This is a genomic window from Xanthomonas arboricola pv. juglandis (assembly GCF_001013475.1).
Lineage (GTDB): Bacteria > Pseudomonadota > Gammaproteobacteria > Xanthomonadales > Xanthomonadaceae > Xanthomonas > Xanthomonas arboricola.
Genome location: NZ_JZEF01000002.1, coordinates 1,046,686 through 1,072,930, shown reverse-complemented (window position 1 = coordinate 1,072,930; position 26,245 = coordinate 1,046,686). Strand labels below are relative to the sequence as shown.

General features: G+C 66.7%; 15 protein-coding genes and 2 pseudogenes. 4 read left to right on the top strand and 13 right to left on the bottom strand.

Features of this window, described 5'->3' with window-relative positions; translation table 11 throughout:
- The first annotated feature begins 20 nt into the window (after positions 1–20).
- Positions 21–1,691 (top strand): choline dehydrogenase, encoded by a 1,671-nt coding sequence (gene betA / locus XARJCFBP2528_RS09930; protein WP_039811074.1) that lies wholly within the window; start codon positions 21–23, stop codon positions 1,689–1,691.
- A gap of 90 nt (positions 1,692–1,781) precedes the next feature.
- Here the strand turns inward: betA and XARJCFBP2528_RS09925 are convergent.
- Positions 1,782–2,659, bottom strand: a pseudogene (locus XARJCFBP2528_RS09925) (EamA family transporter).
- A 72-nt stretch (positions 2,660–2,731) separates the two neighbouring features.
- Here XARJCFBP2528_RS09925 and XARJCFBP2528_RS09920 point away from each other — a divergent pair.
- Entirely contained in the window at positions 2,732–3,211 is a 480-nt protein-coding gene (locus XARJCFBP2528_RS09920) for an Lrp/AsnC family transcriptional regulator (RefSeq protein WP_016902607.1), read from the top strand.
- A 6-nt stretch (positions 3,212–3,217) separates the two neighbouring features.
- On the opposite strand, the gene XARJCFBP2528_RS09915 is transcribed toward XARJCFBP2528_RS09920, so the two are convergent.
- The 3 genes and pseudogenes from XARJCFBP2528_RS09915 to XARJCFBP2528_RS09905 form a co-directional block, all read right to left on the bottom strand.
- Complete coding sequence (locus tag XARJCFBP2528_RS09915) at positions 3,218–4,072, bottom strand: alpha/beta hydrolase family protein (RefSeq protein WP_016902606.1); 855 nt, start codon at positions 4,070–4,072, stop codon at positions 3,218–3,220.
- 213 nt (positions 4,073–4,285) lie between these two features.
- A complete protein-coding gene (locus XARJCFBP2528_RS09910) occupies positions 4,286–5,137 on the bottom strand; it encodes an AraC family transcriptional regulator (protein WP_026064346.1) in 852 nt (283 codons plus the stop codon).
- Positions 5,138–5,221: 84 nt separating this feature from the next.
- A pseudogene (locus XARJCFBP2528_RS09905) lies at positions 5,222–6,004 on the bottom strand (TonB-dependent receptor plug domain-containing protein); the annotation flags it as partial.
- A 271-nt stretch (positions 6,005–6,275) separates the two neighbouring features.
- On the opposite strand from XARJCFBP2528_RS09905, the gene XARJCFBP2528_RS09900 reads away from it, so the two are divergent.
- On the top strand, positions 6,276–8,249 hold the full coding sequence (locus tag XARJCFBP2528_RS09900) for a transglycosylase SLT domain-containing protein (RefSeq protein WP_047124632.1): 1,974 nt from the start codon (positions 6,276–6,278) through the stop codon (positions 8,247–8,249).
- Between the two features lie 888 nt (positions 8,250–9,137).
- Positions 9,138–10,370: a multifunctional CCA addition/repair protein gene (locus XARJCFBP2528_RS09895; protein WP_047124631.1), complete on the top strand. Its 1,233-nt coding sequence runs from the start codon at positions 9,138–9,140 to the stop codon at positions 10,368–10,370.
- A 169-nt stretch (positions 10,371–10,539) separates the two neighbouring features.
- Here the strand turns inward: XARJCFBP2528_RS09895 and XARJCFBP2528_RS09890 are convergent, their stop codons facing one another.
- From XARJCFBP2528_RS09890 to galA, 9 genes are all read right to left on the bottom strand, one after another.
- Positions 10,540–13,203: a TonB-dependent receptor gene (locus XARJCFBP2528_RS09890; protein ID WP_047124630.1), complete on the bottom strand. Its 2,664-nt coding sequence runs from the start codon at positions 13,201–13,203 to the stop codon at positions 10,540–10,542.
- A gap of 789 nt (positions 13,204–13,992) precedes the next feature.
- The gene (gene nagA, locus XARJCFBP2528_RS09885) at positions 13,993–15,147 is read right to left on the bottom strand and encodes an N-acetylglucosamine-6-phosphate deacetylase (RefSeq protein WP_047124629.1); all 1,155 of its coding nucleotides are present in this window, start codon (positions 15,145–15,147) and stop codon (positions 13,993–13,995) included.
- Between the two features lie 2 nt (positions 15,148–15,149).
- Positions 15,150–16,178, bottom strand: a complete 1,029-nt coding sequence (locus tag XARJCFBP2528_RS09880; RefSeq protein ID WP_016900885.1) for an SIS domain-containing protein — start codon at positions 16,176–16,178, stop codon at positions 15,150–15,152.
- Positions 16,179–16,183: 5 nt separating this feature from the next.
- Positions 16,184–17,251, bottom strand: a complete 1,068-nt coding sequence (locus tag XARJCFBP2528_RS09875; protein ID WP_026063997.1) for a LacI family DNA-binding transcriptional regulator — start codon at positions 17,249–17,251, stop codon at positions 16,184–16,186.
- Positions 17,252–17,291: 40 nt separating this feature from the next.
- Positions 17,292–18,569 (bottom strand): sugar MFS transporter, encoded by a 1,278-nt coding sequence (locus tag XARJCFBP2528_RS09870; RefSeq protein ID WP_026063996.1) that lies wholly within the window; start codon positions 18,567–18,569, stop codon positions 17,292–17,294.
- 46 nt (positions 18,570–18,615) lie between these two features.
- Positions 18,616–19,338 (bottom strand): GntR family transcriptional regulator, encoded by a 723-nt coding sequence (locus tag XARJCFBP2528_RS09865; RefSeq protein ID WP_016900882.1) that lies wholly within the window; start codon positions 19,336–19,338, stop codon positions 18,616–18,618.
- 260 nt (positions 19,339–19,598) lie between these two features.
- On the bottom strand, positions 19,599–20,765 hold the full coding sequence (locus XARJCFBP2528_RS09860; protein ID WP_047124628.1) for an acyltransferase family protein: 1,167 nt from the start codon (positions 20,763–20,765) through the stop codon (positions 19,599–19,601).
- Positions 20,766–20,886: 121 nt separating this feature from the next.
- Positions 20,887–23,322 (bottom strand): alpha-N-acetylglucosaminidase, encoded by a 2,436-nt coding sequence (locus XARJCFBP2528_RS09855; RefSeq protein WP_047124627.1) that lies wholly within the window; start codon positions 23,320–23,322, stop codon positions 20,887–20,889.
- The gene (gene galA / locus XARJCFBP2528_RS09850) at positions 23,319–26,213 is read right to left on the bottom strand and encodes a beta-galactosidase GalA (RefSeq protein ID WP_047124626.1); all 2,895 of its coding nucleotides are present in this window, start codon (positions 26,211–26,213) and stop codon (positions 23,319–23,321) included. Before galA ends, XARJCFBP2528_RS09855 begins: the two co-directional genes overlap by 4 nt.
- Positions 26,214–26,245: the final 32 nt, after the last annotated feature.

Sequence of the window (26,245 nt, the reverse complement as noted above, 5' to 3'; positions counted from 1 at the left end):
ACCGCAACAAGGAGAACCCCATGCAACGCGAATACGACTACATCATCATCGGCGCCGGCTCGGCAGGCAACGTGCTGGCCGCGCGCCTGACCGAAGATCCGGGCGTCAGCGTGTTGCTGCTGGAGGCCGGCGGGCCGGATTATCGGCTGGATTTCCGCACCCAGATGCCGGCGGCGCTGGCGTTTCCGTTGCAGGGCCGTCGCTACAACTGGGCCTACGAGACCGAGCCGGAGCCGCATATGGACAACCGGCGCATGGAATGCGGGCGCGGCAAGGGATTGGGCGGCTCGTCGTTGATCAACGGCATGTGCTACATCCGCGGCAATGCGCTGGATTTCGACCATTGGGCCAAGCGGCCGGGCCTGGAAGACTGGAGCTACCGCGACGTGTTGCCGTACTTCCGCAAGGCCGAGACGCGCGACATCGGCGCCAACGATTATCACGGCGGCGAAGGCCCGGTCAGCGTGGCCACGCCGAAGAACGACAACAACGTGTTGTTCCATGCCATGGTCGACGCCGGCGTGCAGGCCGGTTACCCGCGCACCGACGATCTCAATGGCTATCAGCAGGAAGGCTTCGGGCCGATGGACCGCACGGTGACGCCGCAGGGGCGTCGCGCAAGTACCGCGCGCGGCTATCTGGACATGGCACGTCCGCGCGATGGCCTGCACATCGTCACCCATGCCACCACCGACCGCATCCTGTTTGCCGGCAAGCGCGCGATCGGCGTGCATTACCTGGTCGGCAACAGCAGTGAGGGCATCGACGCGCATGCGCGCCGCGAAGTGCTGGTGTGCGCCGGCGCGATCGCCTCGCCGCAGTTGCTGCAACGCTCCGGTGTCGGCGCGCCCGATCTATTGCGCGCACTCGATGTGCAGCTGGTGCACGACCTGCCCGGCGTCGGCCAGAACCTGCAGGACCACCTGGAGGTCTACATCCAGTACGCCTGCACCAAGCCGGTGTCGTTGTATCCGGCGCTGCAATGGTGGAATCAACCGGCCATCGGTGCGCAGTGGTTGTTCGCCGGCACCGGCACCGGTGCCAGCAACCAGTTCGAGGCCGGCGGCTTCATCCGCACGCGCGAAGAATTCGACTGGCCCAATATCCAGTACCACTTCCTGCCGGTGGCAATCAATTACAACGGCAGCAATGCGGTGAAGGAACACGGGTTTCAGGCGCATGTGGGTTCGATGCGCACTCCCAGCCGCGGGCGCGTGCATGCCAAGTCGCGCGACCCGCGCCAGCATCCATCGATCCTGTTCAACTACCAATCCACCGATCAGGACTGGCAGGAATTTCGCGATGCGATCCGCATCACCCGCGAGATCATCGCCCAGCCCGCACTGGATGCCTATCGTGGCCGCGAAATCAGCCCGAGCGCGGACTGCAAGACCGATGCCGAGCTGGACGCCTTCGTGCGCGCACGCGCAGAGACGGCGTATCACCCGTCCTGCTCCTGCGCGATGGGCACAGATGACATGGCGGTGGTCGACGGACAGGGCCGCGTACACGGCATGGAGGGCCTGCGGGTGATCGATGCCTCGATCATGCCGCGCATCATCACCGGCAACCTCAACGCCACCACCATCATGATCGCCGAGAAGATCGCCGACCGCATGCGTGGCCGCACGCCACTGCCGCGCAGCACGGCGGACTACTACGTGGCCGGGGATGCACCGGCACGGCGCTGAGCCACCCGGTAGTGCCGGCCGCTGGCCGGCCCTTCACAATCCAACGCAACCTGGGAGCCGGCCAGCGGCCGGCACTACGGGTCGCCCGCATCACGCGGACGTGCCGGGTACCATCGGCACCACCCGCCGTGCGGTCAACGTACTGCCCACCGAGGCCACCACCGTGCAGCCGATCGCCGCCCATTGCAGCGGGGTCAGGTGCTCGGCCAGCAATCCCATCGCCAACAGCGCGGCGACCGCCGGCTCCATGCTGATCAGGATGCCGAACGTCTCTTTCGGCAGCCGCTTGAGCGCCATCATTTCCAGCGACATCGGGATCGCGCTGGAGACGATCGCCACGCCCAGGCCGAACAGCAGGATCTTCGGATCCAGCAACGCCATGCCCGCATGCGCCACGCCCACCGGCACCACCACCAACGCCGCCGCGCACAGCCCCAGCGACACCGTATGCCCGGCCGGCAGATGGCCGGCGCGCTTGCCGAAGATGATGTACAGCGCCCAGCACACCGCCGCGCCCAGGGCGAACATCACCCCGACCGGATCCAGTGGCTCAGCATGGCCCAGGGGCAGCAGCAGCAACAGCCCGACCAGCGCGCAACCGACCCACACAAGATCGACCGGCCGCCGCGAAGACCACATCGCCACCGCCAGGGGCCCGCTGAATTCGATGGCCACCGCGATGCCGAACGGATCGTGCGCAGCGCCATGTAGAACAGCAGGTTCATCACCCCCAGCGTGATGCCATAGCGGATGATCGGCCCGGCATCGGCGCGGGAGGTGGTCCACCGCCACGGCCGGAACACCATCAGCAGCACCAGCGCAGAGAAACCCACGCGCAGCGCACTGGTGCCCTGCGCGCCGATCAACGGGAACAGCTGTTTGGCGTACGAGGTGCCCACGGCCAGCGAGGTGACCGAGCCGAGCACGGCCAGGGCCGGAAAGAAGGTGGAGAGGCGGGAGGTCGACATCCGCACAGGATATTGCGCAACGACCGAGGCAGATGCTCAATTGCAGGGGCCTTTCTGCATGTTTCACTCACCATGTCCGCCACGCCCTACACTCCCGACAGCTTCGACCGCGCCATCCTGGCGATCCTGCAGCGCGACAACGCCACCCCGCAGCGCGAGATCGCCGAGGCGGTGAGCCTGTCCGCGCCTGCGGTGCAGCGGCGGATCAAATGCCTGGAAGAAACAGGCGTCATCCGCGCGAACGTCGCCGTGCTGGACCAGGCCCGGCTGGGCCGGCCGCTGACGATCATGGTCGAGGCCCGGGTCGCCGGCGAGCAGCCGCACCGGGTCGCGCCGTTCCGCCGTCGCGTGCAGGAAGACCCCGCCGTGCAGCAGTGCTACGCGATCACCGGTGATGCCGGCTTCCCGCTGATCCTGACCGCCGCCTCGATGGAGCAATACGAGGCGATCAGCGAGCGGCTGTTCGGCAACGACGACAACATCGAGCGCTTCCGTACTGCGGTGGCGCTGAGCACGCTCAAGCGCGGGCTGGATGTTCCGCTGGCGGAGTGATCGGCCTCAGCGCGTCGCCGACAGCGCAGCGTCGAACAACGCCGTCGCTTCCGTGATCGCCGCCCCGTGCGTGGCCTGCTTGTCGGCCGCAACCTGGCAGAGTGCGCCGACGCGCGTCTGGCCCAAGGCGGTGCAGCTGGACAGAAAGTCGTAGTGCCCGACGGCTGGCAAGGTGGTCAGCGTCGCCTTTGGAAGTGCTGCGGCCGCGATGTCGCTGTTGGTGGCCGGCGAGGCCACCGTATCGGCCGCACCGACGAGGACCGACACCGGCAGCCTTACCTTGGCCAGTTCTTCTGGCGCGAAGGCCTGCACCATCGCCGGCGCGATCAGGAACACGGCGCCCACGCCGCCGATGGTGCGATCGTCACCGGCCCGGGCAACCCATGGCGCCAGTTCCGGTGTGTCTGCTGCGGCCATCCGCCGCGCCAAGGTCAGTGACGGAGTCTCTGCCTGCGGAGCGCAGACGCCGTCATCGGGGTGCGTGCGACAGAACGCCAGCAGGCGCTGCACATCGGGACGTGCACCTGCGGCGACCAGCGCGGTGAACCCGCCGGCCGAATAGCCCGCAATGCCCAACCGCGTGGCATCGATCATGTCCGCCAGCGCGGGATCGGCCTGCACGGCGGCCAGCGCGGCGGCAAGATCATCCACGCGATTCCACATCAGGATGCTGCCGGCCTCGGTCATGGGGTCCACGCCGTTGTTGCCGGGATGATCCACCGCGATCACCACATACCCTGCCCGCGCCATCGCGGTTCCGAACCAGCCCATCATCCGCGCACTGCCGCCGTTGCCGTGCGAGAGCATCAGGACCGGCCAGCGCCCTTCGGCGATAGCGGCATCGGCGGCGGCCGTGCCCACCTCGACCTGGCGGGCCGATCGTCAACGCGGTTTCCCGCGCATCGGACCGGGCGGGGTACCACACGGTGTAGCGCACGCTGTCGCGGTGTTCGGCATCGCGTACGGAAGCACTGTGCGTATACGCGACGCCGTGGCGTTCGCCGGCCGGATGCGCGGCGGCCATGGCAAGCACGGGCAGGCAGAGCCACAGCAGCGCAGTGCCGCAACGGACAGTCATTCGCATGGGTCAAGCTCCTTGGGGTGCAGCACATCGGTCAGGGGCAGCCAGATCTCCACCCCACCGTGGCCGCTGCGGTCATCGAAGCGCGCGTCGTAGCGCTCCAGATCCGGTGCGTCGGCCAAGGTCAGGCCGGAGGCCGGCAGATAGTCGTTCAACAACCAGAACCACGTGGAACGGATGGCGGAGATGTGCCCGGCGTGCCACGCCACCAGGTACTCCCGGGGCGGGATCGCAACCGCCTGCCAGCCTGGGGGCACGGGCGCGGAGGCACCGAGCTGCACACCGGCGATGTAGTCGAAGCCACCGTCGGCATCGCTGTTGCAGCACACGCCATAAGCGATCCCCGCGCCCAGCCCATGTGCTTCGTCCAGCCGCTGCCATTGCGAGGGGATCGAGGCGACCGTCGCGGGCGTGTGGCGGGCTCCGATCCCGGCCACCCGAAGACCGCTACGGTATGCACGGTGTGGCTCGATGGCGCAAGGCGTCGAGGTATCCACCAGCTTCAGCGCCTCGACCAGCGCCAGGTCGGCGAGACCCTGCACGCGTACCTGTTCGGGGGGCCGTCCGAACTGCTCGGCAAATGCACGGGTGAACGCGGCATGTGAGGCATATCCGGCGACTATCGCCACATCAAGGATGTCACCGGCTCCGGCCGCCAGCTGGCGTGCGGCTTCGGTCAGCCGGCGGCCACGCAGATAGCGCACCACCGAGGTGCCGGTACTGAGCTGGAACACGCGCGAGAGGTGAAACGGCGACAGCCCGACCACGCGGGCGATATCGGCCAGCGACGGGTTTTCAGCGAAGTGGCTTTCGATGTACCACAAGGCCCTGCATACCGCACCCATGCCGCCAGATCCATGTCGATGAACGGGTGCGCAGCGTAACCCGGCGGGCGTCGCGCCATTTGATCGTTCTTGCTGCGCGCTGCGAGGCGTGGCCGAACTGCCGAACGACAGGCCCGTGCCGGGCACCGGCAAGCGCGATTGTTCGCGCATGTTGGCATACACCGGATCCTGCCTGGTCCAGCTGGTGCCCAGAAACAGGCTGTAACGGTCGCCACTGGTGCCTTAGGCCAGGTCGACGCCCTTCTGGGCACCATCGCCCCTGCCGTATTGCCCGTAGTTGAGCGTGACCTGCGCACCGTCGAAGCTGCGCCGGGTAATGATGTTGACCACGCCGGCGATCGCATCCGAGCCGTACAACGACGAGGCGCCGTCTTCGAGCACCTCGATGCGCTCCACGATCGCCAACGGAATGGTGTTCAGATCGGTCGACGAGCCCACCCCGGAGGCCGAGGATTCGTTGACCCAGCGGATGCCATCGACCAGCACCAGCACGCGCTTGGTGCCGAGATGGCGCAGATCCACCTGCGCCGAGCCGGCGCCCACACCGCCGCCATCGGGCGGAAAGCCGAAGTTGCCCGACGAGTTGAATTTGGCGTTGAGCGCCGAACCCGATGCGGTGAGTTCCTGCAGTACCTCGCCGATCGAGGTCAGGCCGGTGCGTTCGATGTCGGCGCGGTTGAGCGTCTGGATCGGCACCTGGCCCTGCAATTCTGCGGTCTTGATGCGCGTGCCGGTGACCTGCACGCTGTCGAGCGTGCGCGTACTCGGGGCGGCCTCGGGCTGTTGCGCCCAGGCGAGTGTGGGAACCAGACACAACGACAACTGCACGGCCAGGCATGACCGAGGGGAGCCAATCAGACGCTTCATCCTTTCTCTCTCCAGAAGGACTTGCTAAGTGTCCGCACGCCCCCGTGCCCTGCGGTCCGCCCCAACTTTTAAACGAAACCTTAACGCCCCGCAAGCCAACCACGCAGCAGTGAGAGACGCTTCGCATTGCGCGCCGGGCCGCAGACCAAGACCGCGCGCCAACTGGACGCATCTGCACCTTGCGGCGCATGTCGCTGCCGACAGCGCTGGCGGGAATCGATCCTGCACGTATTCACTCAGGCGCGCAGGCGCGCTTGGGTATCATCGCGCAATGACTTATGCCCCCCGTCTTGCCACTGTGTTCGTCGGCCTGCTGTGCCTTGGCAGCACCACGCTGCATGCCCAAAGCCTCGACCCGCAACTGATCGCCATGCGCGATGCCATCGCCGCTGCAGAGCGCGGCCAGTCCGATGCCGGTCAGCTCGGTGCCCTGAGCCGTCACCCGCTCTATGGCTGGCTGGAATTTGCCACGCTCAAGCGCAATATCGACAACGTCTCCAACACGCAGGCACAGGGCTTTTTGCAGCGTTATGCAGGCCAGCCGGTGGCCGAAAGCTTCCGCAGCACCTGGTTGCCGGCGGTGGCGCGGCGTCAGGACTGGACCACGTTGCTGGCCAACTGGAAACCCACCGACAACGTCGGCCTGCGCTGTGGGCAGCTGACCGCGCGGCAGGCCACCGGCAAGCTGGATGCGCAGTGGAGCCGCGATGCGTTGACGTTATGGCGCACCGGCAAGGGCCTGCCCGATGCCTGCGATCCAGTCGTTGCCGGGCTGGAGTCGCGCGGCGAGCTCAGTCCGGCGCTGCGCTGGGAGCGCGTGGAGGCGGCTGCCGATGCGCAGCTGCCTGCGGTGATGCGCACGGCCGCACGCGGTCTGCCGGCAGCCGATCTGGCCCTGGCCAACGACTACGCCGCGTTTCTGGACAAGGTGCATCCGCGTGCATCGAGCTGGCCCAGGACCGAGCGCAGCCGACGCATCGCGGTCGATGGCCTGGCCAAGCTGGCCAAGAGCGACCCGGATGCGGCCGAGCAGCAGTTGCCGCAGCTGGCCAGCGCGCTCGGCTTCAGCGAGGCGCAGCGCGGCCAAGTGCTGTACCAGATCGCGCTGTGGACGGTGGCGTCGTACCTGCCGGATTCGGCGCGTCGCCTCAATGCAGTGCCCGATGCCTCGTACGACGAGCGCCTGCACGAATGGCGCGCGCGCGAGGCGATGGCGCGTGGCGACTGGCCGGCAGCCTTGGCGGCAATCCGCAAGATGCCCGCCACCCAACGCAGCGATTCGCGCTGGCAGTATTTCGAAGCGCGCCTGGCCGAGAAGACCGGCGCGGCCGCGGCCGCACAACCGCTGTATCGCGCAGCCGCGCAATCGCCGACCTTCCACGGCTTCCTGGCCGCCGATCGTCTGCAGCAGCCTTATCGGCTGTGTCCGTGGGAGCCCAAGGACGCCCCGCAGGCCAAGGCAGCCGTCGCGCGCGATCCAGCACTGATCCGCGCCATCGCCTTGTTCCAGATCGACCGCCCCGGTTGGGCCGTGGCCGAGTGGAACGATGCCGCGAGCCGCTTCGACGACACCCAGCGCCGGCTGGCGGTGCAGGTGGCCAGCGAGAATGGCTGGTTCGATCGCGCAGTGTTCGCGCTCGGCAAGCAGCCCGACGAACAACGCCTGTATGCATTGCGCTTTCCGCTGCATCACGACGACAGCATTCGCCGCGAAGCGGCCAAGAACGCGATCGACCCGGCCTGGGTGGCAGCTGAGATCCGTGCCGAAAGCATCTTCAATCCGCGCGCCCGCTCGCCTGCCAACGCGATGGGCTTGATGCAGGTACTGCCGGGCACCGGCGCGGCCGTGGCCAAGGGCATCGCCCTGCCCGGTTACGCGGGCGCCACTAGCCTGTACGAGCCGGACACCAATATCGCCATCGGCACCGCCTACCTGCGCCAGTTGCTCAATACCTACGGCCTGCCCTACCTCACCATCGCCGCCTACAACGCCGGTCCGGGGCCGACCGGGCGCTGGCAATCGCAACGGCCCAACTTCGAGCCGGACTTCTGGATCGAGACCATCAGCTACAAGGAAACCCGTGAGTACGTCGCGCGCGTGCTGGCTTTCAGCGTGATTTACGACTGGCGACTCAACGGCGACATGCTGCCGCTGAGCGATCGCCTGATGGGCAAGCTGGTGGACAAGCGCCTGAAACCGGTGTGCACGCCAGGCCAGGCGACCAATAACGCGGCGCAGGACTGAGCTCCCAGTCAGCCGCCAAGCATGGCGGCCGGATGAGGTGGTCGTGCTTGCGCGGTTGCAGGGGTTGTCTTGGCCTGGGGCGCAAGCTAGGCGATGCCGCTCTGTTACTCGCCTTTCGGTACGCTCCTAAGCTTCGGGCTTTGAGGCTTCAGACTCTGAAGCTCTAAGCTCTGAAGCTCTGAGGCACTGGGGCACTGGGGCTAACCAAGCTTTCCCGACGTTGCGTTGTTTCGGTGCATCGAAAGCTCGGGTCGGCGAGTGCGCGGTGCCCTCACCGCTTGCGGGACACGCCGTGAATCCGTCCGTGGAGGCTCGGTGGCGGCATCCATGCCGCCACACGGTCCCGCAACCGGCAAGGACACCGCACCAGAAAGTTGGTCGGTAATCACGTGAAAGCAGCTTTTTGCACGACGTGCATTGGACGTTGTCCGTTGGGCCGGGCAAGTACATCACTATCCGAAATGCACATCACGCACTGCTCTTGCCCATGCGCAGCAGACATCCCGACTGGTTGCCGCTCGACGTGCATCGCGCATTGAGCCGGCGCATCGGCATCAAACACCGCGCATCAAGCATTGCGCTTAGCTGTGCACACCGACCATCTCGACTGGCCCTTGCCCGCCCACCGTCGCGGGACCTTACGCGGCATGGATGCCGCGTAAGAGCCTACATGGACGTACTTGCGGCGTGTCCCGCGATGTTGGGCGGGCAAGGGCCCTGCAGTAAAGCCACACATCACCCCGCTCTACAGCTGATCTATCCGCAAAGCCGTAGATCGTCCACTGTGCCCTACGACATGTCCGCGATGGTGGGCGGGCAAAGGCCCTGCAGCCAAGCCGTGGATCAGTCGCCCTACGACGCACGCACCGCATCGGGCATCATGTCGCGATGAAGACCTATCTCGTTGGCGGCGCAGTCCGCGATGCCCTGCTTGGCCAGCCCGCTGGCGACCGCGACTGGGTGGTGGTCGGTGCCGATCAGGCGCAGATGGAACGCCTGGGCTTCAAACCGGTGGGGAAGGATTTCCCGGTGTTCCTGCATCCGCGCAACGGTGAGGAGTATGCGTTGGCGCGTACCGAGCGCAAGTCCGGGCGCGGCTATCGCGGCTTCGTGGTGGATGCCGATCCTTCGGTGACGCTGGAAGAGGATCTGCTGCGCCGCGACTTCACCATCAATGCGATCGCACGCGACGAGGAGACTGGCGAGTTGTTCGATCCGTATGGCGGCGCGCGCGATCTGCAGGCGCGCGTGCTGCGGCACGTGGGGCCGGCCTTTGTCGAAGATCCCGTGCGCGTATTGCGTGCTGCCCGCTTCATGGCACGCCTGGCACCGCTTGGTTTCACTGTCGCGCCCGAGACCGCAGCACTGATGCGCGAGATGGCCGCCAGCGGCGAGCTGGACAGCCTGGTGCCCGAACGTGTGTGGCAGGAATTGCGCCGCGTGCTGGAGAGTGCACAGCCGTCGGCATTCCTGCGCACGCTGCGCCACACCGATGCGCTGCGCGTCATCCTGCCCGAGATCGATGCGCTGTATGGCGTGCCGCAACGTGCCGAGTTTCATCCGGAGGTGGATACCGGCATTCACCAGGAAATGGTCAGCGACATGGCCGCGCGACTGGCGCCCGGTGACGCGCTGGTGGGCTTTGCCGCATTGACCCACGACCTGGGCAAGGCGCTCACGCCGGCGGAAGAATGGCCGCGCCACATCATGCACGAACAGCGCGGCGTTGCCCCGCTGCAGACATTGTGCGAGCGGCTCAAGGTGCCACAGGATTATCGCCAGCTCGCCATCACCGCCTGCCGCGAACACTTGAACGTACATCGCCTGGCCGAACTGCGCGACCGCACCGTGCACGAGCTGCTGGTGCGCTGCGACGCGTTCCGCCGCCCCGAGCGCATCGCGCAACTCGCGCTGGTCTGCGAAGCCGACAAGCGTGGCCGGCTGGGCAGCGAAGACGCCGCGTACCCACAGGGCGAACAACTCAAACGCCTGCATGCCGCTGCGCTGGCCATCAATGCGCGCGACCTGGCTGCAGAAGGCTTGCAAGGCCCGCAGATCGGCGAGGCATTGGCGAAGGCGCGGATTGCGGCGATTGCGGCCGCAAGAAAGTCCGGCACATAGCCGATGCATCGCGCATACCGTTGTCGCAACACGACAGGGATGTAGCCGTGCCAAGCAAAGCGTTGCCGCTCAGATCCGGACTAGCGAAAGATCCCCGGGTCGAAATTGCAACCGCGAGCCGCCGCCATTGCAACAAGGCGGCTGCCCGAGAGCAGCCGCCCGGCCGACGTCACAGCTTGAAATTCAGGCTCAGCATGAAGGAGCGGCCGTTCTTGTAGATGTAGTACGGCTGGTTCTTGTTACCGATATAGCTGAAGTAGGTTTCATCCAGCAGATTGGTGGCTTCCAGCGCCACGCGCAACCTCTCGGTGGCCTGGTAGCCGAACGAGGCATCGACCTGGGTGAATGCATCGGTCATCTGCTGCCCGTTGAGGCGGCCGATCTGGGTGAAGTATTCCGAGCGCCAGCCCAGATTCACCCGCGCGCTCCATTTGCCCTGCTCGTAGTACGGGCTGATGTTGTAGGCGTTGCGCGAATTGTACGGCAGGCTGTAATCGCCGTCGGTCTTGGAATCGGAATAGGTGTAGTTGGCCACCACGCCGAACCCGTTGCCGAAGTTGTGCTGCAGGTTGAGCGCAACGCCGCGCACCTTGGCATCGCCAGCGTTGGTCGGCACGGAGGTCTGATAGGTGCTCGAGCCGCCGGTGGCGTTGTTGAAGAACACCCGGTCTTCCACGGTGGTCAGGATGTAGTTGGAGATATCGCGCGAGAAGAACTCGCCGCTGAGCAGGCTGCTGTCGGAGAAGTACCACTCCAGCGATGCGCCCAGGTTGGTGGACTCGTACGGACTCAATCCAGGATTGCCCGTGGATGCGGTGAGCGTGGTGTCGTCGGTGGCCACGTACGGGGTCATGTTGGTGTAGCGCGGCCGTGCGATCACCTTGGAGGCAGCAAAGCGCAGCATCAGATCGTCGCGCAGGTCGTAGGCGATGTTGAAGGACGGCAACCACTTGCCGTAGCTGTTGAGGAAGTTGACCGGCGTATAGCCGCCACCGGGCGCATAGCTGAAACCATCGGTGGAATCGCGGGTGTGCACGTAACGCACGCCGACGTTGCCGCGATAGCGCTCGCCGGAAAAATTGCCCTGCAGGAACCAGGCGCGGTTCTGTTCTTCGATGCTGTAGTTGCCGGCGTAGCTGATCGGCAAGCCGTCATCGCCTTCCAGGCCACCGATGTATTGGCTGATGGCGCCGCTGTTGATGGTCGACCAGCGCTGCATGTCGGCGCTGGTCGACAAGCCGTCCAGATAGCCCGATGGCGTGGTGCCCGGCGAGAACGCTGCCAGCGTGCTGCCGTCGTTCGGGGTCCAGGTGCGGCTGTAGGAGGATTGCCCGGTGGCGTGATTGGTCAGCTTGATGCCGGTGAGGATCTGGGTGAACGGCCCCCACTCCACCGCATGGTCGAAGTCCAGCTGCAGGTAGCGTTCCTTGTCGTACTGCGGGCTGTGGCTGGCCGAGGCGTTGTTGAGCTGCATCGCCGCCGCGTTGGTGGGGTCGGTGCTGTAGTCCATCGCGGTGCGGCGCCCGTCGATGTTGTAGCTGTAACCGGCGAGGTTGCGGAACTGGATGCCGTAGATGCGCTCGGCACCGCCCTGTGAACTGGTGTAGCCCACCTGGCTGGACGCATTCCAGCCATCGCCATGCCAGTCGGCGCGTAGATGGATGCTGCCGGTGCTGACCTCGCTGTTGCGCAGGTAGCCGTCCAGGTAGGTGTTGGACTGGTCGCCGAACGTACCCGAGGTCGCCACGCCGTTCTCGAAGCCCAGCGCCTGCGCATCGCCTGGGGTGGAACCCCAGTAGCCGTAGCGGCTCTGGTTGTAGTTGTCGAAACTCTCCTTGACGTACAAACCGGTCAGGTTGAGCTCGAAATCGGCATCCGGCTTCCACTGCAACGCCGCGCTGACGCCATCGCGCTTGCGCGTCTGCTGGAACAACGCGGTGTTGATCGAGGTCGGAAAGACGCCGGTGTTGTTGCCGACCACAGACGCCGGGAACCCTGCGCCTTGCACATTGTCGTAGCCGAAGATCTCCACGCCATCGCGGCGCAACACGCGCTGCGAATGCATCACCGAGGTGAGCACACCGAGCGTTTCATCCTGGTTCTTCCAGCTGTACAGCGCCGAGGCATTCGGCTTGCCCTCCTCGGAACGATCGTTATAGCCGTAGCTCACCGTGCCGGTCAGCGTATTGCGCTCAAGATCCAGCGGCTTTCGCGTGTGCACGATCACGGTGCCGCCGATGGAGCCCTCGTCGATGCGTGCCTCCGGTGTCTTGTAGACCTCCATCAGGCCGACCACTTCCGGCGCCAGCGTGCTGTAGTTGAACGAGCGGCTGTCCGGGTCGTTGGGATCGCCGCCCCAACTGGTGGAGGCGATGGTCTGGCCGTTGAGCAGCACGCGATTGAGTGCCGGATCGGTGCCGAGAATGCTGACCTTTTCGCCTTCGCCGAACTGGCGATCCACCGTGATGCCGGACAGGCGCGACAGCGACTCGGCAACGTTGGTGTCGGGGAATTTGCCGATGTCTTCGGCGCTGATCGCGTCGACGATCGCATCGGCATTGCGCTTGACGTTGAGTGCCTTGCCGAGGCTGGCCTGATAGCCGACGACCTTGACCTCGTCCAATGTGGACACCGAGGGATTGGTTTGCGCGAGCGCTTGTTCCTGCGGGGCTGCAGCCTGCTCCTGCGCACCTGCGGGCAACGCGGCAAGACCTGCCAGCGCAGCGCCACCGATCAACAGGCCGCGGACAGCAGTACTCAATGGGGTGCGACGCAGCGGGTGCGCATGACAGAACAGGTGACGGGACAACTCGAACAAACGGGAAGACGGCATTGCGTAGACCTCTTGACGGATGTCAGGTGGCAACCATGTGGTTGCACGACAACGCGCGATGCGCGTGACATGCCCGCACTCCGTCCCCTGTGCCGGATGCGAGCAGCGTCCCGCACCGCCGTAGTGGCATGCGGGTCAGCGCCAGTCCGACCAGCAGCCGGACGACAACGCTTTCAAGAATTCAGAAGTGGCTCCTGCTCGCTGACAACGTTATCAGCGAAGGTGCCTTTCGCAGCCGGGGCTGTCAACTCGCTGCCACAAATGCCCAGCTTCATGCCTGAAACCGCACCGACGATGCAGATATTGGAATGACAGCGTGATCGTGTTCGCACTCATATGCATCGACGATGCAGACCACTGCGCGTAACAGCCTGATGCCACAACGCTGCGCAGCCGGATGTTGCGATGCAGGGTGTGTTGCAGGCTTTGTTGTGGTGGATGGTGTATGCGGCGCCTTGCCAAACCACTGCGATTGCAGTGCTGACCTGCGGCAAGCGCATGCGGCTGCAGTCATCGTCGAGCGTCTATTGCAACAGAAAGCGCGTCGGTTGCACTACGCGTTGCGTGACGCCGAAAGCGCCCGACTTCTGCTTGGCCGCTCCATCGTTCGACACTGATTCCTTTCCGGAACTTGGCAAAAGCACGCCCTGCACTCGCGCACGCACGCACGCACGCACGCACGATCATGCTGCAGCGTACCGACGATGGCGGTTCACCGCAGACAAGACCGCAAACAAGGTTTCAAACGCATCGCGCCGCACGAACGGGTTCGTGCGGCGGCGTGCGGACTTATTCGCGCTGCCCGGCGACCCAGGTGGCAAGTACCTGCACGTCTGCATCCACCAGCACCAGATCGGCCTGATAGCCGGGTGCAATGCGGCCCAGGCGCTGGCCCAGGCCGATGCATTGCGCCGGATAGGTGGACGCCATGCGCGCGGCTTCGGCCAGATCCACGCCCAGCCACTGCACGCTGTTGCGCACAGCCGTGGCCATGTCCAGCGCCGAGCCGGCCAGTGCGCCGTCGGCATTGCGTACCACGCCGTCCACCGCGGTGATGGTTTCGCCGTACAGGTCGAAACTGGGGCTGTCGGCACCGACCATCGGCATGGCGTCGGTGACCAGCAACAGCTTGCCGCGCGGTTTGGCGGCCAGCGCCACGCGCAGGCTGGCAGGATGCACGTGCACGCCATCGACGATGATGCCGCACCACACATCGGGGTCTTCCAATGCGGCGCCGACCGCGCTGGGCTCGCGCCCGGCCAGCTGCGACATCGCGTTGTACAGATGGGTGAAACCGCTGACGCCGGCGGCAATGCCGTCGCGCGCCTGCTCGTAGCTGGCCGCAGTGTGGCCGGCAAACACGATCGCGCCGCCGGCGACGAAGGCGCGAATGTCGTCCAGCGGCACGCGCTCGGGTGCGAGCGTGATCAAGGTGACGCCGTTGTCCAGCGAGGTATCGACGGCAATCTCGTGCGCGTCGGGCAGGCGGAACTTGTGCGCGTCGTGCGTGCCCTTGCGGGCCGGGCTCAGGTACGGGCCTTCCAGATGGATACCGAGCACGCCGGGCACGCCTTGCGCGATGGCCTGGCGCGTTGCTTCGATCGCCTCGGCCATGACCTCGGCGGTGTCGCTGATCAGCGTCGGCAGCATGCCGGTGGTGCCGTAACGGCGATGCGCGGCCGCAATCGTGGCCAGCGCCTGCGGGTCGCGCGCGTTGTTGAACAACACGCCACCACCGCCATTGACCTGGATATCGATAAAGCCAGGCAGCAAGGTGGCACCGCCCAGATCCACACGCGTATACGCCTGCGCAACGCGCGCATCGTCGGCCGCCACCACCGCCTGGATCTGCGTGCCGGCCAGCAGGACCACCAGCCCATCCTGCAAGCCATCGTCGGTGAGCACGCGTGCATTGCACAACGCTTGAATCGGGGAAGCATCCATGTTCAAACGGTTTCCGTGACCTTGTTCAAATGCGGCGGCAGATCGGGATTGTTGCCACGTTGCAGGGCCAGCGCGTTGATCGCGCGGTAGAAGCTCTGCACGGTCAGCAGCGGCGCGCTGGCCGGGTGCGCTGCATCCACGAGCGGCAGGTCGCCGTCGGGGGCGGCCAGCCACACCTGCGCGCCACGCGCGCGGAATTCTGCGGCGAGCGCACGCGTGCCGGCGCCGGTTTCGTCGGGCTGGGCGAACACCAGCACCGGGAAGCCCGGCCCCACCAGCGCCATCGGGCCGTGCTTGACCTCGGCCGAGCTGTACGCCTCGGCATGCAGGCCGCAGGTTTCCTTGAACTTCAGCGCCGCTTCCTGCGCCGCACCCAGGCCCAGGCCGCGACCGAGCACGAACAGGTTGTGTGCCGGCACCAGGCCGGCAGTGAGCGCGGACCAGTCGGCCTGCCAGGCGGCGCGCAACTGCTGCGGCAGTGCCTCCACCGCCGCGAGCAGGGCCGGGTCGTTCTTCCACACCGCGCCCAGGTGCAGCAGCGCAGCCAGCGAGGCGAGATAACTCTTGGTGGCGGCGACGCTTTTTTCCGGGCCTGCGCCCAGCGGAATCACCACCTCGGCCAGCTGTGCCAGCGGCGAATCCTCGACGTTGACCAGCGCGACCACGCGCGCGCCGGCCGCCTTGGCGGCCTCGGCATTGCGCAGCAGGTCCGGGCTCTTGCCCGATTGCGAAATCACGATATACAGCGCGCCGCGCAACTGCAGCGGCGATGCGTAGACCGAGCCCACCGACGGCGATGCAGAGGCGGTCACGATGCCCAGTTGTGTTTCGAACAGATACTTGGCGTAGGTCGCTGCGTGATCGGAACTGCCGCGTGCGCAGGTCACCACGAACGGCGGCGGCGTATCGCGCAGCGACTGCGCGAGGGCGGCGACGGTGTCGGCATTACGGGCGAACTGTGCGGCGACCACGTCGGCGGTCTGCGCCGCCTCGCGGAACATCAAGGTCTCGGTTTCGGTGGGAAGGCTCATCGTGCTCAGGCGGATTCGGGAGGAAGGGATTTGGCGGACGGCGTCTGCGCCGGTGCAGTGGAACCGCGCACCACCAGCTGCGGCACAAAGCCGCGGTTCTGCAATTGCGCGGGCTGGTCGTCGTAGGCATCGCTGCGCAGCTGGCTGATCAACAGGCGTGCGGCATGCCGCGCGATGTCGTCGGTGGCCTGCTTGGCGGTGGTCAGCGCCGGCCAGGACTGGCGCGAGAACGGGCTGTCCTCGAAACCGGCGATCGACAATTGATACGGCACGTTCATGCCGGTGGACTTGGCTGCGGCCAGCACGCCCGCGGCGATTTCATCGTTGCTGCCGAAGATGGCGGTGGGCGGCTCGCGCAACGACAGCAGCCGGCGCGCGCCACGGAAGCCGTCGTCGAAGGTGTAATCGCCGGGAATCACCAGGTGCTTGTCCAGGGTGATGCCGTAGTCCTTCAACGCGGCCTCGTAACCGGCGTAACGCTCGCCGCTGGAGCGGTGCTGCGGGCCACCCCACAGGAACCCGATGCGCTGATGGCCCAGCTGGACCAGATGCTCGGTGATCTCGTAGGCGGCAGCGCGGTCGTCGATATAGACGCAGGGGCCGTCGCCCGGATCGTCGGTGGCGGCGATGATGCGCACGCTCTTGATGCCGCGCGCAGCCAGGCCGGCCATCAACTCGAGGCGCTCGGACATCGGCGCGGTCAGCACCACGCCGGCCAGCCGCGAGCGCTGCACCCATTCGGCCAGTTCTTCGGCCAGCAATGGCGAGGTGGAATCGCAGGGATGGATCTGCAGGCCGAAGCCGGTTTCGCGGCAGGCGGCCAGCACGCCGTTCTGGATGCCGATGATGTGATACGGGTTGGGATTGTCGTAGACCAGGCCGATCACGAACGGCGTGCCGCTGCGCAGGTTGCGCGCGGACGGATCGGGTTCGTAGTCGAGATCGGCGATGGCGCGCAGCACGCGCGCGCGCGTGGCCTGCATCACCGACGGTTCGTTGTTGATCACGCGCGACACGGTCTTCAACGAGACCTTGGCGCGCTCGGCGACATCTTTGATGGTGGGCCTGCGCATGGGTGTGCCTTGTTCGTCGGAACGCATCATGCTGCCTGGTTCACTTGGCCTGGGCCGGCAGGCCCACACGGTAACCGCGCAGCGAATAGAACAGGATGTAGAGATAGCACGGCACCATCAGCGCAGCGAACACGACCTGGAAGTCGTAGTGCTGTTTGAGAATGGCGAACAGCTGCGGAATGATCGCGCCGCCGGCAATGCCCATGACCAGCAAGGCCGACCCGATCTCGGTGAAGCGGCCGAGCCCGCGAATGGCCAGCGGAAAGATCGCCGGCCACATCATCGCGTTGGCAAAACCGAGCGCGGCCACGAAGCCCACCGACACATAGCCGTGGGTCAGCAGCGCGCCCAGCGAAAACAGCACGCCCAGCACCGCCGACACGCTCAGGTAGCGCGCCTGCGAGATCACGCCAGGAATCAACGCCAGGCCGACGATGTAGCCAACCAGCATCGCGCCCAGCGTGTAGGAGGTGAAGATCTTGGTGCTGTCCAGCGGCAAATTGAAGCCGTGGCCGTAGGTGCCGATCGCATCGCCGGCCATCACTTCCACGCCCACGTAGACGAACAGGCACAACACGCCCAGCCACAGGTGCGGGAACTGGAAGATGCTGGACTTCTGCACGCCAACCGCGCTGCCGGGCGTGGCATTGGCCTCGGAGGCCCGCAGCTCCGGCAGCGGCGAGAACAGCACGCCGATCGCCAGCAACAGCAGCACGCCAGACATCACCAGATACGGTGCGTGGATCTTGGCGGCAAAGGCCGTGAGCAACTGCTGCTTGGTCGCCGCATCGGCGCTGGCCACCTGCGCGGACAGATCGCCGATGCCGTGCAACACCAGCGAGCCGATCAGGATCGGCGCCAGGATGCCGGCGATCTTGTTGCAGATGCCCATCAGCGCGATCCGCCGCGCCGCGCTCTCGATCGGCCCGAGGATGCTGATGTACGGGTTGATCGCGGTCTGCAGCAGCGCCAGGCCGCTGCCGATCACGAACAGGCCGCCCAAGGCGCCCGGATACCAGCGCTGGGTGGCGATTTGACCGAAGCCGGCCGCGCCCACCGCCATCACCACCAGGCTCAGCGCCAGCCCCTTCTTCATGCCGGTGCGCTTGAGGATCCACGACGCCGGCAGCGCCAGGAAGAAGTACGACAGGTAGAACACCATCAGCACCAGGAAGGCATTGACCTCGTTGAGGTCGAACGCCAGCCGCACGAAAGTGATCAGCGGCCCGTTGATCCAGGTGAAGAAGCCGATGATGAAGAACAGCACGCCGACGATGGCGATCGAGACAACGGGATTTGCGGGCCTGGCGGTAGTCATGGATCGGCTGGCTCTTGAGTTGTCGGTTGGGGGGCGCCGCGCTGGATCAGCGGCGCAGTTCGGCGACGAAATCGTAGAAATCGTTGTGGCAATAGGTGTCGGTCAGTTCGATCGCGCTGCCGTCGCGCGCATAGCCCACGCGCACCACATGCAGGATCGCCTCGCCGGTCTTCATGCGCAGGTGTTCGGCCAGCCGCGCGGGCAGATTGATCGCGCGGAAGTACTGCAGCGCGCGCACCACCGGGGTGCCCTGCGCGTCCAGGTAGCTGTAGAGCGAATCGCCGATCTGCTGCGGGTCGGCGACGATGCGCTGCGGCAACACCGCATGCTCGTAGGCCATGACCCGGTCGTCGGCGCTGCGCAGGCGGGTCAGCGAGGCCACCGCCGCATCCGGCGACAGGCCCAGCCGCAGGATCTCTTCGCCATGCGCCGGACGCAGCCGCCGCTCCAGCCAGCGCGTGCCGGGCTCGTAGCCCTTGATGCGCAGCGTCTCGCTGAAACTGGTCAGGCCGCTGAGCTGGTGCTGGATCTGCGTGGTGACAAAGGTGCCGGCGCCCTGCCGGCGCGAGACCAGGCCCTGTTCGACCAGCACGTCCACGGCCTGGCGCAGGGTCACCCGCGAGATCTGCAGCCGCTCGCACAGCTGGCGCTCGGCCGGCAGCGCCTCGCCGGCCTTCCACTGCGCGCCGCGGATCTGCTCGTCCAGCTTGCTCGCCAGTTGCAGATACAGCGGCGTCGGCGCGGAGGCGTCCAGCGTCAGCGCGTCCATCCGGGGGTCGGAGTCCGTCCTGGCTTCAGTTTTCGGTTTGGCCATTGCCTGTCCTCCGGACCGACTTGGATTCGTTAGGTCCAATATAGTACCAATTTGTCCGCAGCGCATTAGCGGCTGTGGATCGTCGGGAGCGATGACAAGCCTGGCTGACGCAGGCATCCACCGCGCTGGTCAAGGGCGGGATGCATGCCGATGACCAAGCTGGTGCGGCATTGTCCGCGCGCCGGGGCTGCGTCACCCGTTGCCGGGCCGGGCGATCACAGCCGCAGATACCAGCGCCGCCGATCCATCCACCAGCCTACGCACCAACACAGCAGCGTGTAGCTCAGCGCGCACAGCAGCGAGCCGAGCGGGCCCGGCGCGATGGTCTGGAACACGCGGATGCCGGCCCAGGCGTACAGGTCCAGCCCGGAGCTGCCGGCCGGGAGCAGCCGCAGCACCACCACGAACAGTTCGGAGAACAGGTAGATCGCCAGCGGGTTGCGCCCCAGCACGGTGAAGAAGCCGCTGCCGCCGCTCCAGCCGCGCAACTCCAGCAGGTAGACCAGGACGCCCAGCGCCAGCAGATCCAGGCCTACCGTGCAGGCGACGAACGACCCGCTCCAGAGCTTCTTCGACAGCGGCCAGGCCGGGTGCCAGAGCAATGCCAGCAGCACCAGCCCCGCGCCCGCCAGCAACAGGCTGCGCGTGGCGGCACCGGTCTTGCCGTGCCGCTGCAGGAAGCGCCCGCCCAGATAGCCGGCCAGCACGTTGACCGTGGCCGACAGCGTGCCAAGCAGGCCCTCGGGGTCGAAGCCGCCATCCTTGCGATACAGGTGCGCATGCCCGTACAGCCACAGGTCCAGCCGGGTGCCGGCGTTGCCGGTCTTGCTCAGCTCCGTACCGGGCTGGCCGAAGACGTACAGCAATGCCCAGTAGCCCAGCAGCAGCGCGACGCAAACCGGCGCGATAGCGCGTGGCGGCAGATAGCGCACCAGCAGCGCCGCAAGCAGATAGCACAGGCCGATCCGCTGCAGCACGCCGGTCAGGCGGAGTTGATCGACTGCAGTGAACGCCCATCCACCATCGGGCTGCGGGTGGAAGAACGGAAACCAGTACATCAGCACGCCGCACATCACGATCAGCGCGGCGCGCTTGCCCACGCGGGCGAGGAACTGCCGGTGCGGCGTGCCGGTGGCCAGCGCAAAACTCATCGCGCTGCCGACGGCGAACAGGAACGAGGGAAACACCAGATCGGCAAGCGTGAAGCCGAGCCAGGCCGCGTGGGTCAGCTGCGCATATGGCTGCGCGCCGGGCCCGGCGGTGTTGACCAGGATCATCAGGAAGATGGTCAGGCCGCGGAACACGTCCAGCGACAGGAAGCGTTCGCGCCTGGGTGCTGCGGTTGCAGTGCCAGCTGCAGCAGGGAGTGTTTGTGCGCTCATTGCAGTTCCTTGCCCAGCGACTGCAGGTGGAGGCGGCGCGCAGACCTGCTGCCCGTGACGAGCGTCATTGCATCGGCGCTGAAGCGCTCATGCATGGCCGCGGTGTGCGATACGCATCTGCTCATTGGGCAGTGCCTTGCCTGGTGCTGCGAATGGCACCGTGCGCCATGCCGTGCACGTCGCCTTGGGCAATGCCTTGCATTGCATCGCGCGTACTGCCTTGCACATTGCGTTGCATGGCGCTTTGCAAGCCATCAGGCGCATCCACCTGCGCCAGCAAGCTGCGTAGCAGTGTCAGTGGGTCGCGGGGTGGCTGTCGCTTCGGCAGCGCGTCCTGCGCGGCCCATTGGCGCTCCCACGCGGCAAGCTGCGCGTTGACTGCCGCTGCGTCGAACGGTGTGCCCGCCTTGCGTGCAGCGCGGTATGCGCCGAGAAAGCGCGTCCAGCGCTGCAGATAGAAATCCGCGTACATGCCCTGCCATGCCTTGGACGCGTAATCGGCTAGATTGCCGTCGCCGCCCCAGATGCTGATCTGTGCACGTGCATTGCCGACATAGACACGCCGCAGTGCGGCATCGTTGCCGGCGGCCGCGGCGGCCTGGCCGGTCCAGTCGGCCAGGGTTTCGTGCTGGCCGCCGACCAGTGCATCCAGCCCCTGCACCAGTTGCGTGGTGCGTGCCAGCAATGCATCGCCGCGCGCAAAGTCGCCGGCGTCGTAGGCCTGCACCACCGCCTGCAATTGACGGTCGGCGTGCAGGCTCAGGTAATGCCGTGCGTCTTCGATCAGGTCGTAGCGGTACAGCGGTGCGTCGGCATAGCGGTCGGCCTGCTGCAGCAACGCGTCGATGGCGCGGCGCAGGCGTTGCGGGTCGCCGGGGCGGTCATCGAAGCCGACGATGTCGGCGGTCGGCCGCTTGAACAGCAGATACGCGCCGGCGCGCTTGTTCCACCAGCGCGGCGACCAGTAGCGGGTCTGGTAGATGCCCGCTTCCAGATCCGACCAGGCCTGCAGCAAGGCCGCATCGCTGCGGCCGTAGCGCGCGCGGGTGTACTGCGTGAGCCATTGCGACCAGGATTGCTGCGGGCCCTCCCAGGCCAGCGCGTAGAGATAGTCGTAGACCACCGAGTTGTTGTGCAGCCCTTCCGGAAACACGCCAAAGCCGCGCAGATTGCGTTTGTCCGGATCGGCCAGCAAGGCCTGCAGATCGTGTCGATAAAACGCGAAGTCGCCGTACAACGGGTTGCTGGCGCCGTAGTTGTGCACGTAGCCATAGATCCACTGCTTGTTGTCGAACGCCTGCGCCGCCTTCCAGGTGCCGGGATAGCGGTCGTTGCCGATGTCCAGCACCATCAGTCGCGCGTCGGGTACCTTGCCGAGAAACGCGGCGATCGCCTGCGGTTGCCAGAACTCGCGGTCGGCACCGAACAGCCAGCCCTGCATCACCCAGGTGGCCTGCGGATTGACCTGCGCGATGGAGCGGTACAAGGCCTGCCCGTACTCGGCCAGGCGTGCATCGCGTTGCGCCGCCGGCACGGCCTTGGCACGTGCGGCATCGGAGTTGGCGATGCTGTCGCCGTATTTGGCGGCGGCCACGTCGCTGCCGTCGTCGGCCACTGGCGGCAGCATCTCGTTGAAGGCGTCGGCCAGATAGAACTCGCCTGCACCGTAGGCCTGCGTGTACAGCTCCAGAAACCGGCGCGCGACCTGGGCGAACAGCGGATCGCGTGGATCCAGCCAGTAGGTTTCGTGGAAGCCTTCCCAGGCGCGCATGCGGTAGATGCGCGCATTGGGATGCGCCTGCGCGAATGCCTTGGGCACGTAGCCGGCAAACGCCGGCAGCACCGGTTGCATGCCCAGCTCGCGCATACGGGTGAGGATCTGCGTCTGCAGCACGCGCTTGCTGTCGATCCATTGCTGCGGCAACGGTGCGCGATAACCTTCGATATTGCCCATGCGCTGCCACGGGGTGAAGGCGGGGCCGGAGAAATACTCCGCGAGCGCGTCATCGCCCACGTCGAACTCGCGCCACAGCCCCTGCCAGATCGCCTCCTGCCCTTCCATCGCCAGCGGCATGTCGATGCCGTGCAACGCCATCCAGTCGATCTCGCGCTGCCAGCGCGGCCAATCCCAGAACGGCGTGGTGTAGCCGTAGGTGCAGGTATTGAGATAGGCGCGATGGGCAAACGGCGTGCGCATCTGGCCGCTGCTGTAGGCCGGCCATTGCGCCGGCAGCGCCACGCGGTCGCCTTCCCAGCTCATCGAGGCCGCACCGGCCTGGCCCAGATAGGCGTAGGCGCCACGCGCCAAGGCCACCTGCGAGGAGCCGGCAATGCGCACCGTGTCGCCGCCGGCATCGATGCGATACCAGTCCGCGCCGTCGCCGCGCGGCGCCACGCGCATCTCGAACTGGGCGGCGCGTGCGCCGATCAGGCGTTGCAGCACCGCCTGTGCGGGTGGTGTGGCCAGCACGGTGAGGGGAATGGCGAGCAAGGCGCCCAGCACTGTGCCGGCGAACAGCCGCGCGGGCGCGGACGGGAAAAACGATGAGGTAATCATGGCGAGTTCCGATACTGCACGGTGACGACGTCGTGGAATCCAAACGGTTGATCCGCAGCGACCTGCAGGATCACCGCCAGCGTGCGCGCGCCGGCCGCGGGTGCAAGCGCCAACTTGATCGGCGTACCGGCCGCCGCCTGCGTCACTGCACGGCCATCCAGAAACACCTGCGCCGGCCCGCTGAGGCGGCCCAGGTCGAGCATGCCGCCGTGGGCCTGCACGCCCTGCCACGGCGTGAACCGGGTGCGGTACAACACGTAGCCGGCGCGTTCGGGCGCGGTTTCCAGGGTGCCGGGCAACGTGTTGCTCCAGCTGTTGTTGTCGTTGGGGCGGCGCGAGAGATCCGGTGCCGGCGGCTGCGCGAAGGCGGCGGTGTGGCGCCAGCTTTCGACCACCATCACCGGCGCCACGATCGGCACCGTGGCTGGCAGCGGCACCGCTGTGCAGGCGATTTCGAGCGCGGCATCGCGCACGCCTGCGCTACGCGCCTGCAGCCGTAACGCGCCTGCGCCACACCCGGCCTGCACGATCGCCTGAGCCAGCCCGTTGAACAGGGCCACTTGCATGCCCTGATCGGCGGCGTGCGCATTCGGGTCGCCATTGCCGACACCCAGCAAGCGGCCACCGCTGACCTGCAGCGTCAGCATTGCATTGCAATCGGGCACGTGGCGACCTTGCGCATCCACCGCTTCCAATGTCACCGGCTGCGCATCGCGGCCATCGCCGCGCAGCTGGGGGCGGTCGGGCGTGAGCCGCAGCGCAACCGCTGCGCCGGTGGTTTCCACCCGCGTGCGCGCCACCTCGCGGCCGTCGCGCCAGGCCACCGCCTCCAGCACACCCGGCGCATAGTCCACCTGCCACTGATTCATCTGCGCGCGATCCACCCCCTGTTTTCCCAGCGAGCGGCCATTGAGCCACAGCTCCACCTGCGTGGCATTGCAGAACGCCATCACCTTGATCGGCCGGCCTTCGCGGCCGGGCCAGTTCCAGTGCGGCAGCAGGTGCAGCACTGGCGCGTCGTCGATCCACAATGCGCGGCGCAACCAGTAGGCGCCCTTGGCAAATCCGCATTGATCCATGATGCCGAAGAACGCGCCCACCGACGGCCATTCGAACGGCGTGGGTTCGCCGCGATAATCGAAGCCGGTCCACACGAAGCTGCCGGCGACGAACGGGCGTTCGGCAATCAGCTGCCAGGCGCGGCGGTGGGTATTGCCCCAGTCCGCGGCCAGGCTGTCGTCTTCGGCCACCACGTGCGCGTCCAGGTCGGTGAACCACGCGCCGCGGGTCTGGAAGGCGCTGGTGTCCTCGCTGGACAGCATCGGCGTGCGCGGCCGCGCCGCATGCACGCGGTCGTAGTTGAACTGGCGGTAGTTGAAGCCGAGCACGTCCACCACATCGGCCGCGCCACGGGTGGCGAACATGCCGTCGTTCATGCCGGCGGTGATCGGGCGGCTGTCGTCGAGCGCGCGCACGGCACTGGCGGCGCGCGCCATGATCGCGTAACCGGTGGCGGTGCCCTGCAGCGGCTCCTCGTTGAGCAGCGACCACAGGAACACGCTGGGATGGTTGCGCTGGCGCCGCACCATGTTCTGCAGCAGCGCCACATACTCGGGTGCGGGATTGAATAGCCTGTTCTCGGCCATCACCAGCATGCCGAGCCGGTCGCAGGCCTGCAGCAGTTCCGGTGCCACCGCGTGATGCAGGCGGATGGCATTGCAGCCCATCGACTTCAAGCGCTGCAGGCGAAACGCGTGCAAGGCATCGGGCAGCGCCACCCCGACGCCGGCATGGTCCTGATGCAGGCATACGCCCTTGATCTTGAGCGGGCGGCCATTGAGGAAGAAGCCGTGGTCGGCATCGAAGCGCAGGCTGCGAAAGCCGATCTCGCACTCGACACGGTCGCTGCGGCCGTCTGCGCCACGCACGCTGGCCTGCACGCGATACAGCACCGGCGTGTCCACGCTCCAGCGCTGCGGTTGCGGCACCGACATGCTGATGGCTGCCTGCACGGTACCGAATGCAGCCACGCGCAGTTGCGTCTCGCCACTCGCCACGACAGCACCGTTTGGATCGCGCAGCGCCACATCCACCCACGCCTCGGCAGGCTGTTCGCCGCTGTTGACCAGGTCCAGTTGCACCGGCAGCTGCCAGAGATCGCCCGGGCCTTCGCGCGGCACTGCCGCCAGGCCATCGCCGGCGATATGCAAGGGCGCACGCAGCACCAGCCAGGTGTGCCGGTAGATGCCGCCGCCTTCGTACCACCAGCCATCCATCGCCTCGGCATCGACGCGGATGGCGATGCTGTTCACGGCATTGCCGTAGCGCGCGACCGGCGTGAGATCGATGACCAGCCCGTTGTAGCCGCTCCAGCTGCGCGCCATCAGCATGCCGTTGACCCACACGGTGGCATGGCTGGCGATGCCGTCCAGACGCAACTCTACCGCCTGGCCGCGCGCGGATTCGTCCAGCCGCAGCGTGCGCCGGTACCAGGCAATCCCGCGCGGGCGATAGCCCTGCGCGATGTTGGCGTCGGCGCGCACCGTCTGCTCCACCACAAAATCGTGCGGCAGTTGCAGCTGTCGCCAGCCGGTGTCGTCGTAGTCCGGCGCCGCTGCACCCCAGGCGCGGCCGGCCTTTGCATTGTCGTAGGTTTCGTCCTGCGCCAGCAGGCGCGGGAACGGTAGATCGCCCGCGTGGAAGCGCCAGCCCTCGTCCAGATCCAGCCACTCGCCGGCGTCATCGGTGCCCGCTGGCGGTGGCGCGGGACGCGGCGTGCCGCCACTGCCCGCGCGTGTCGCTACAGCGCTCGCCGCGCCCGGCAGCAGCGCCGGCACGCCGAGCAGCGACGAGGCGCAGACGCTGCCGGCAAGGAACTCACGCCTGCGCATGATGGCGCCTGCCAGCCTGCACCGCAGGCGTG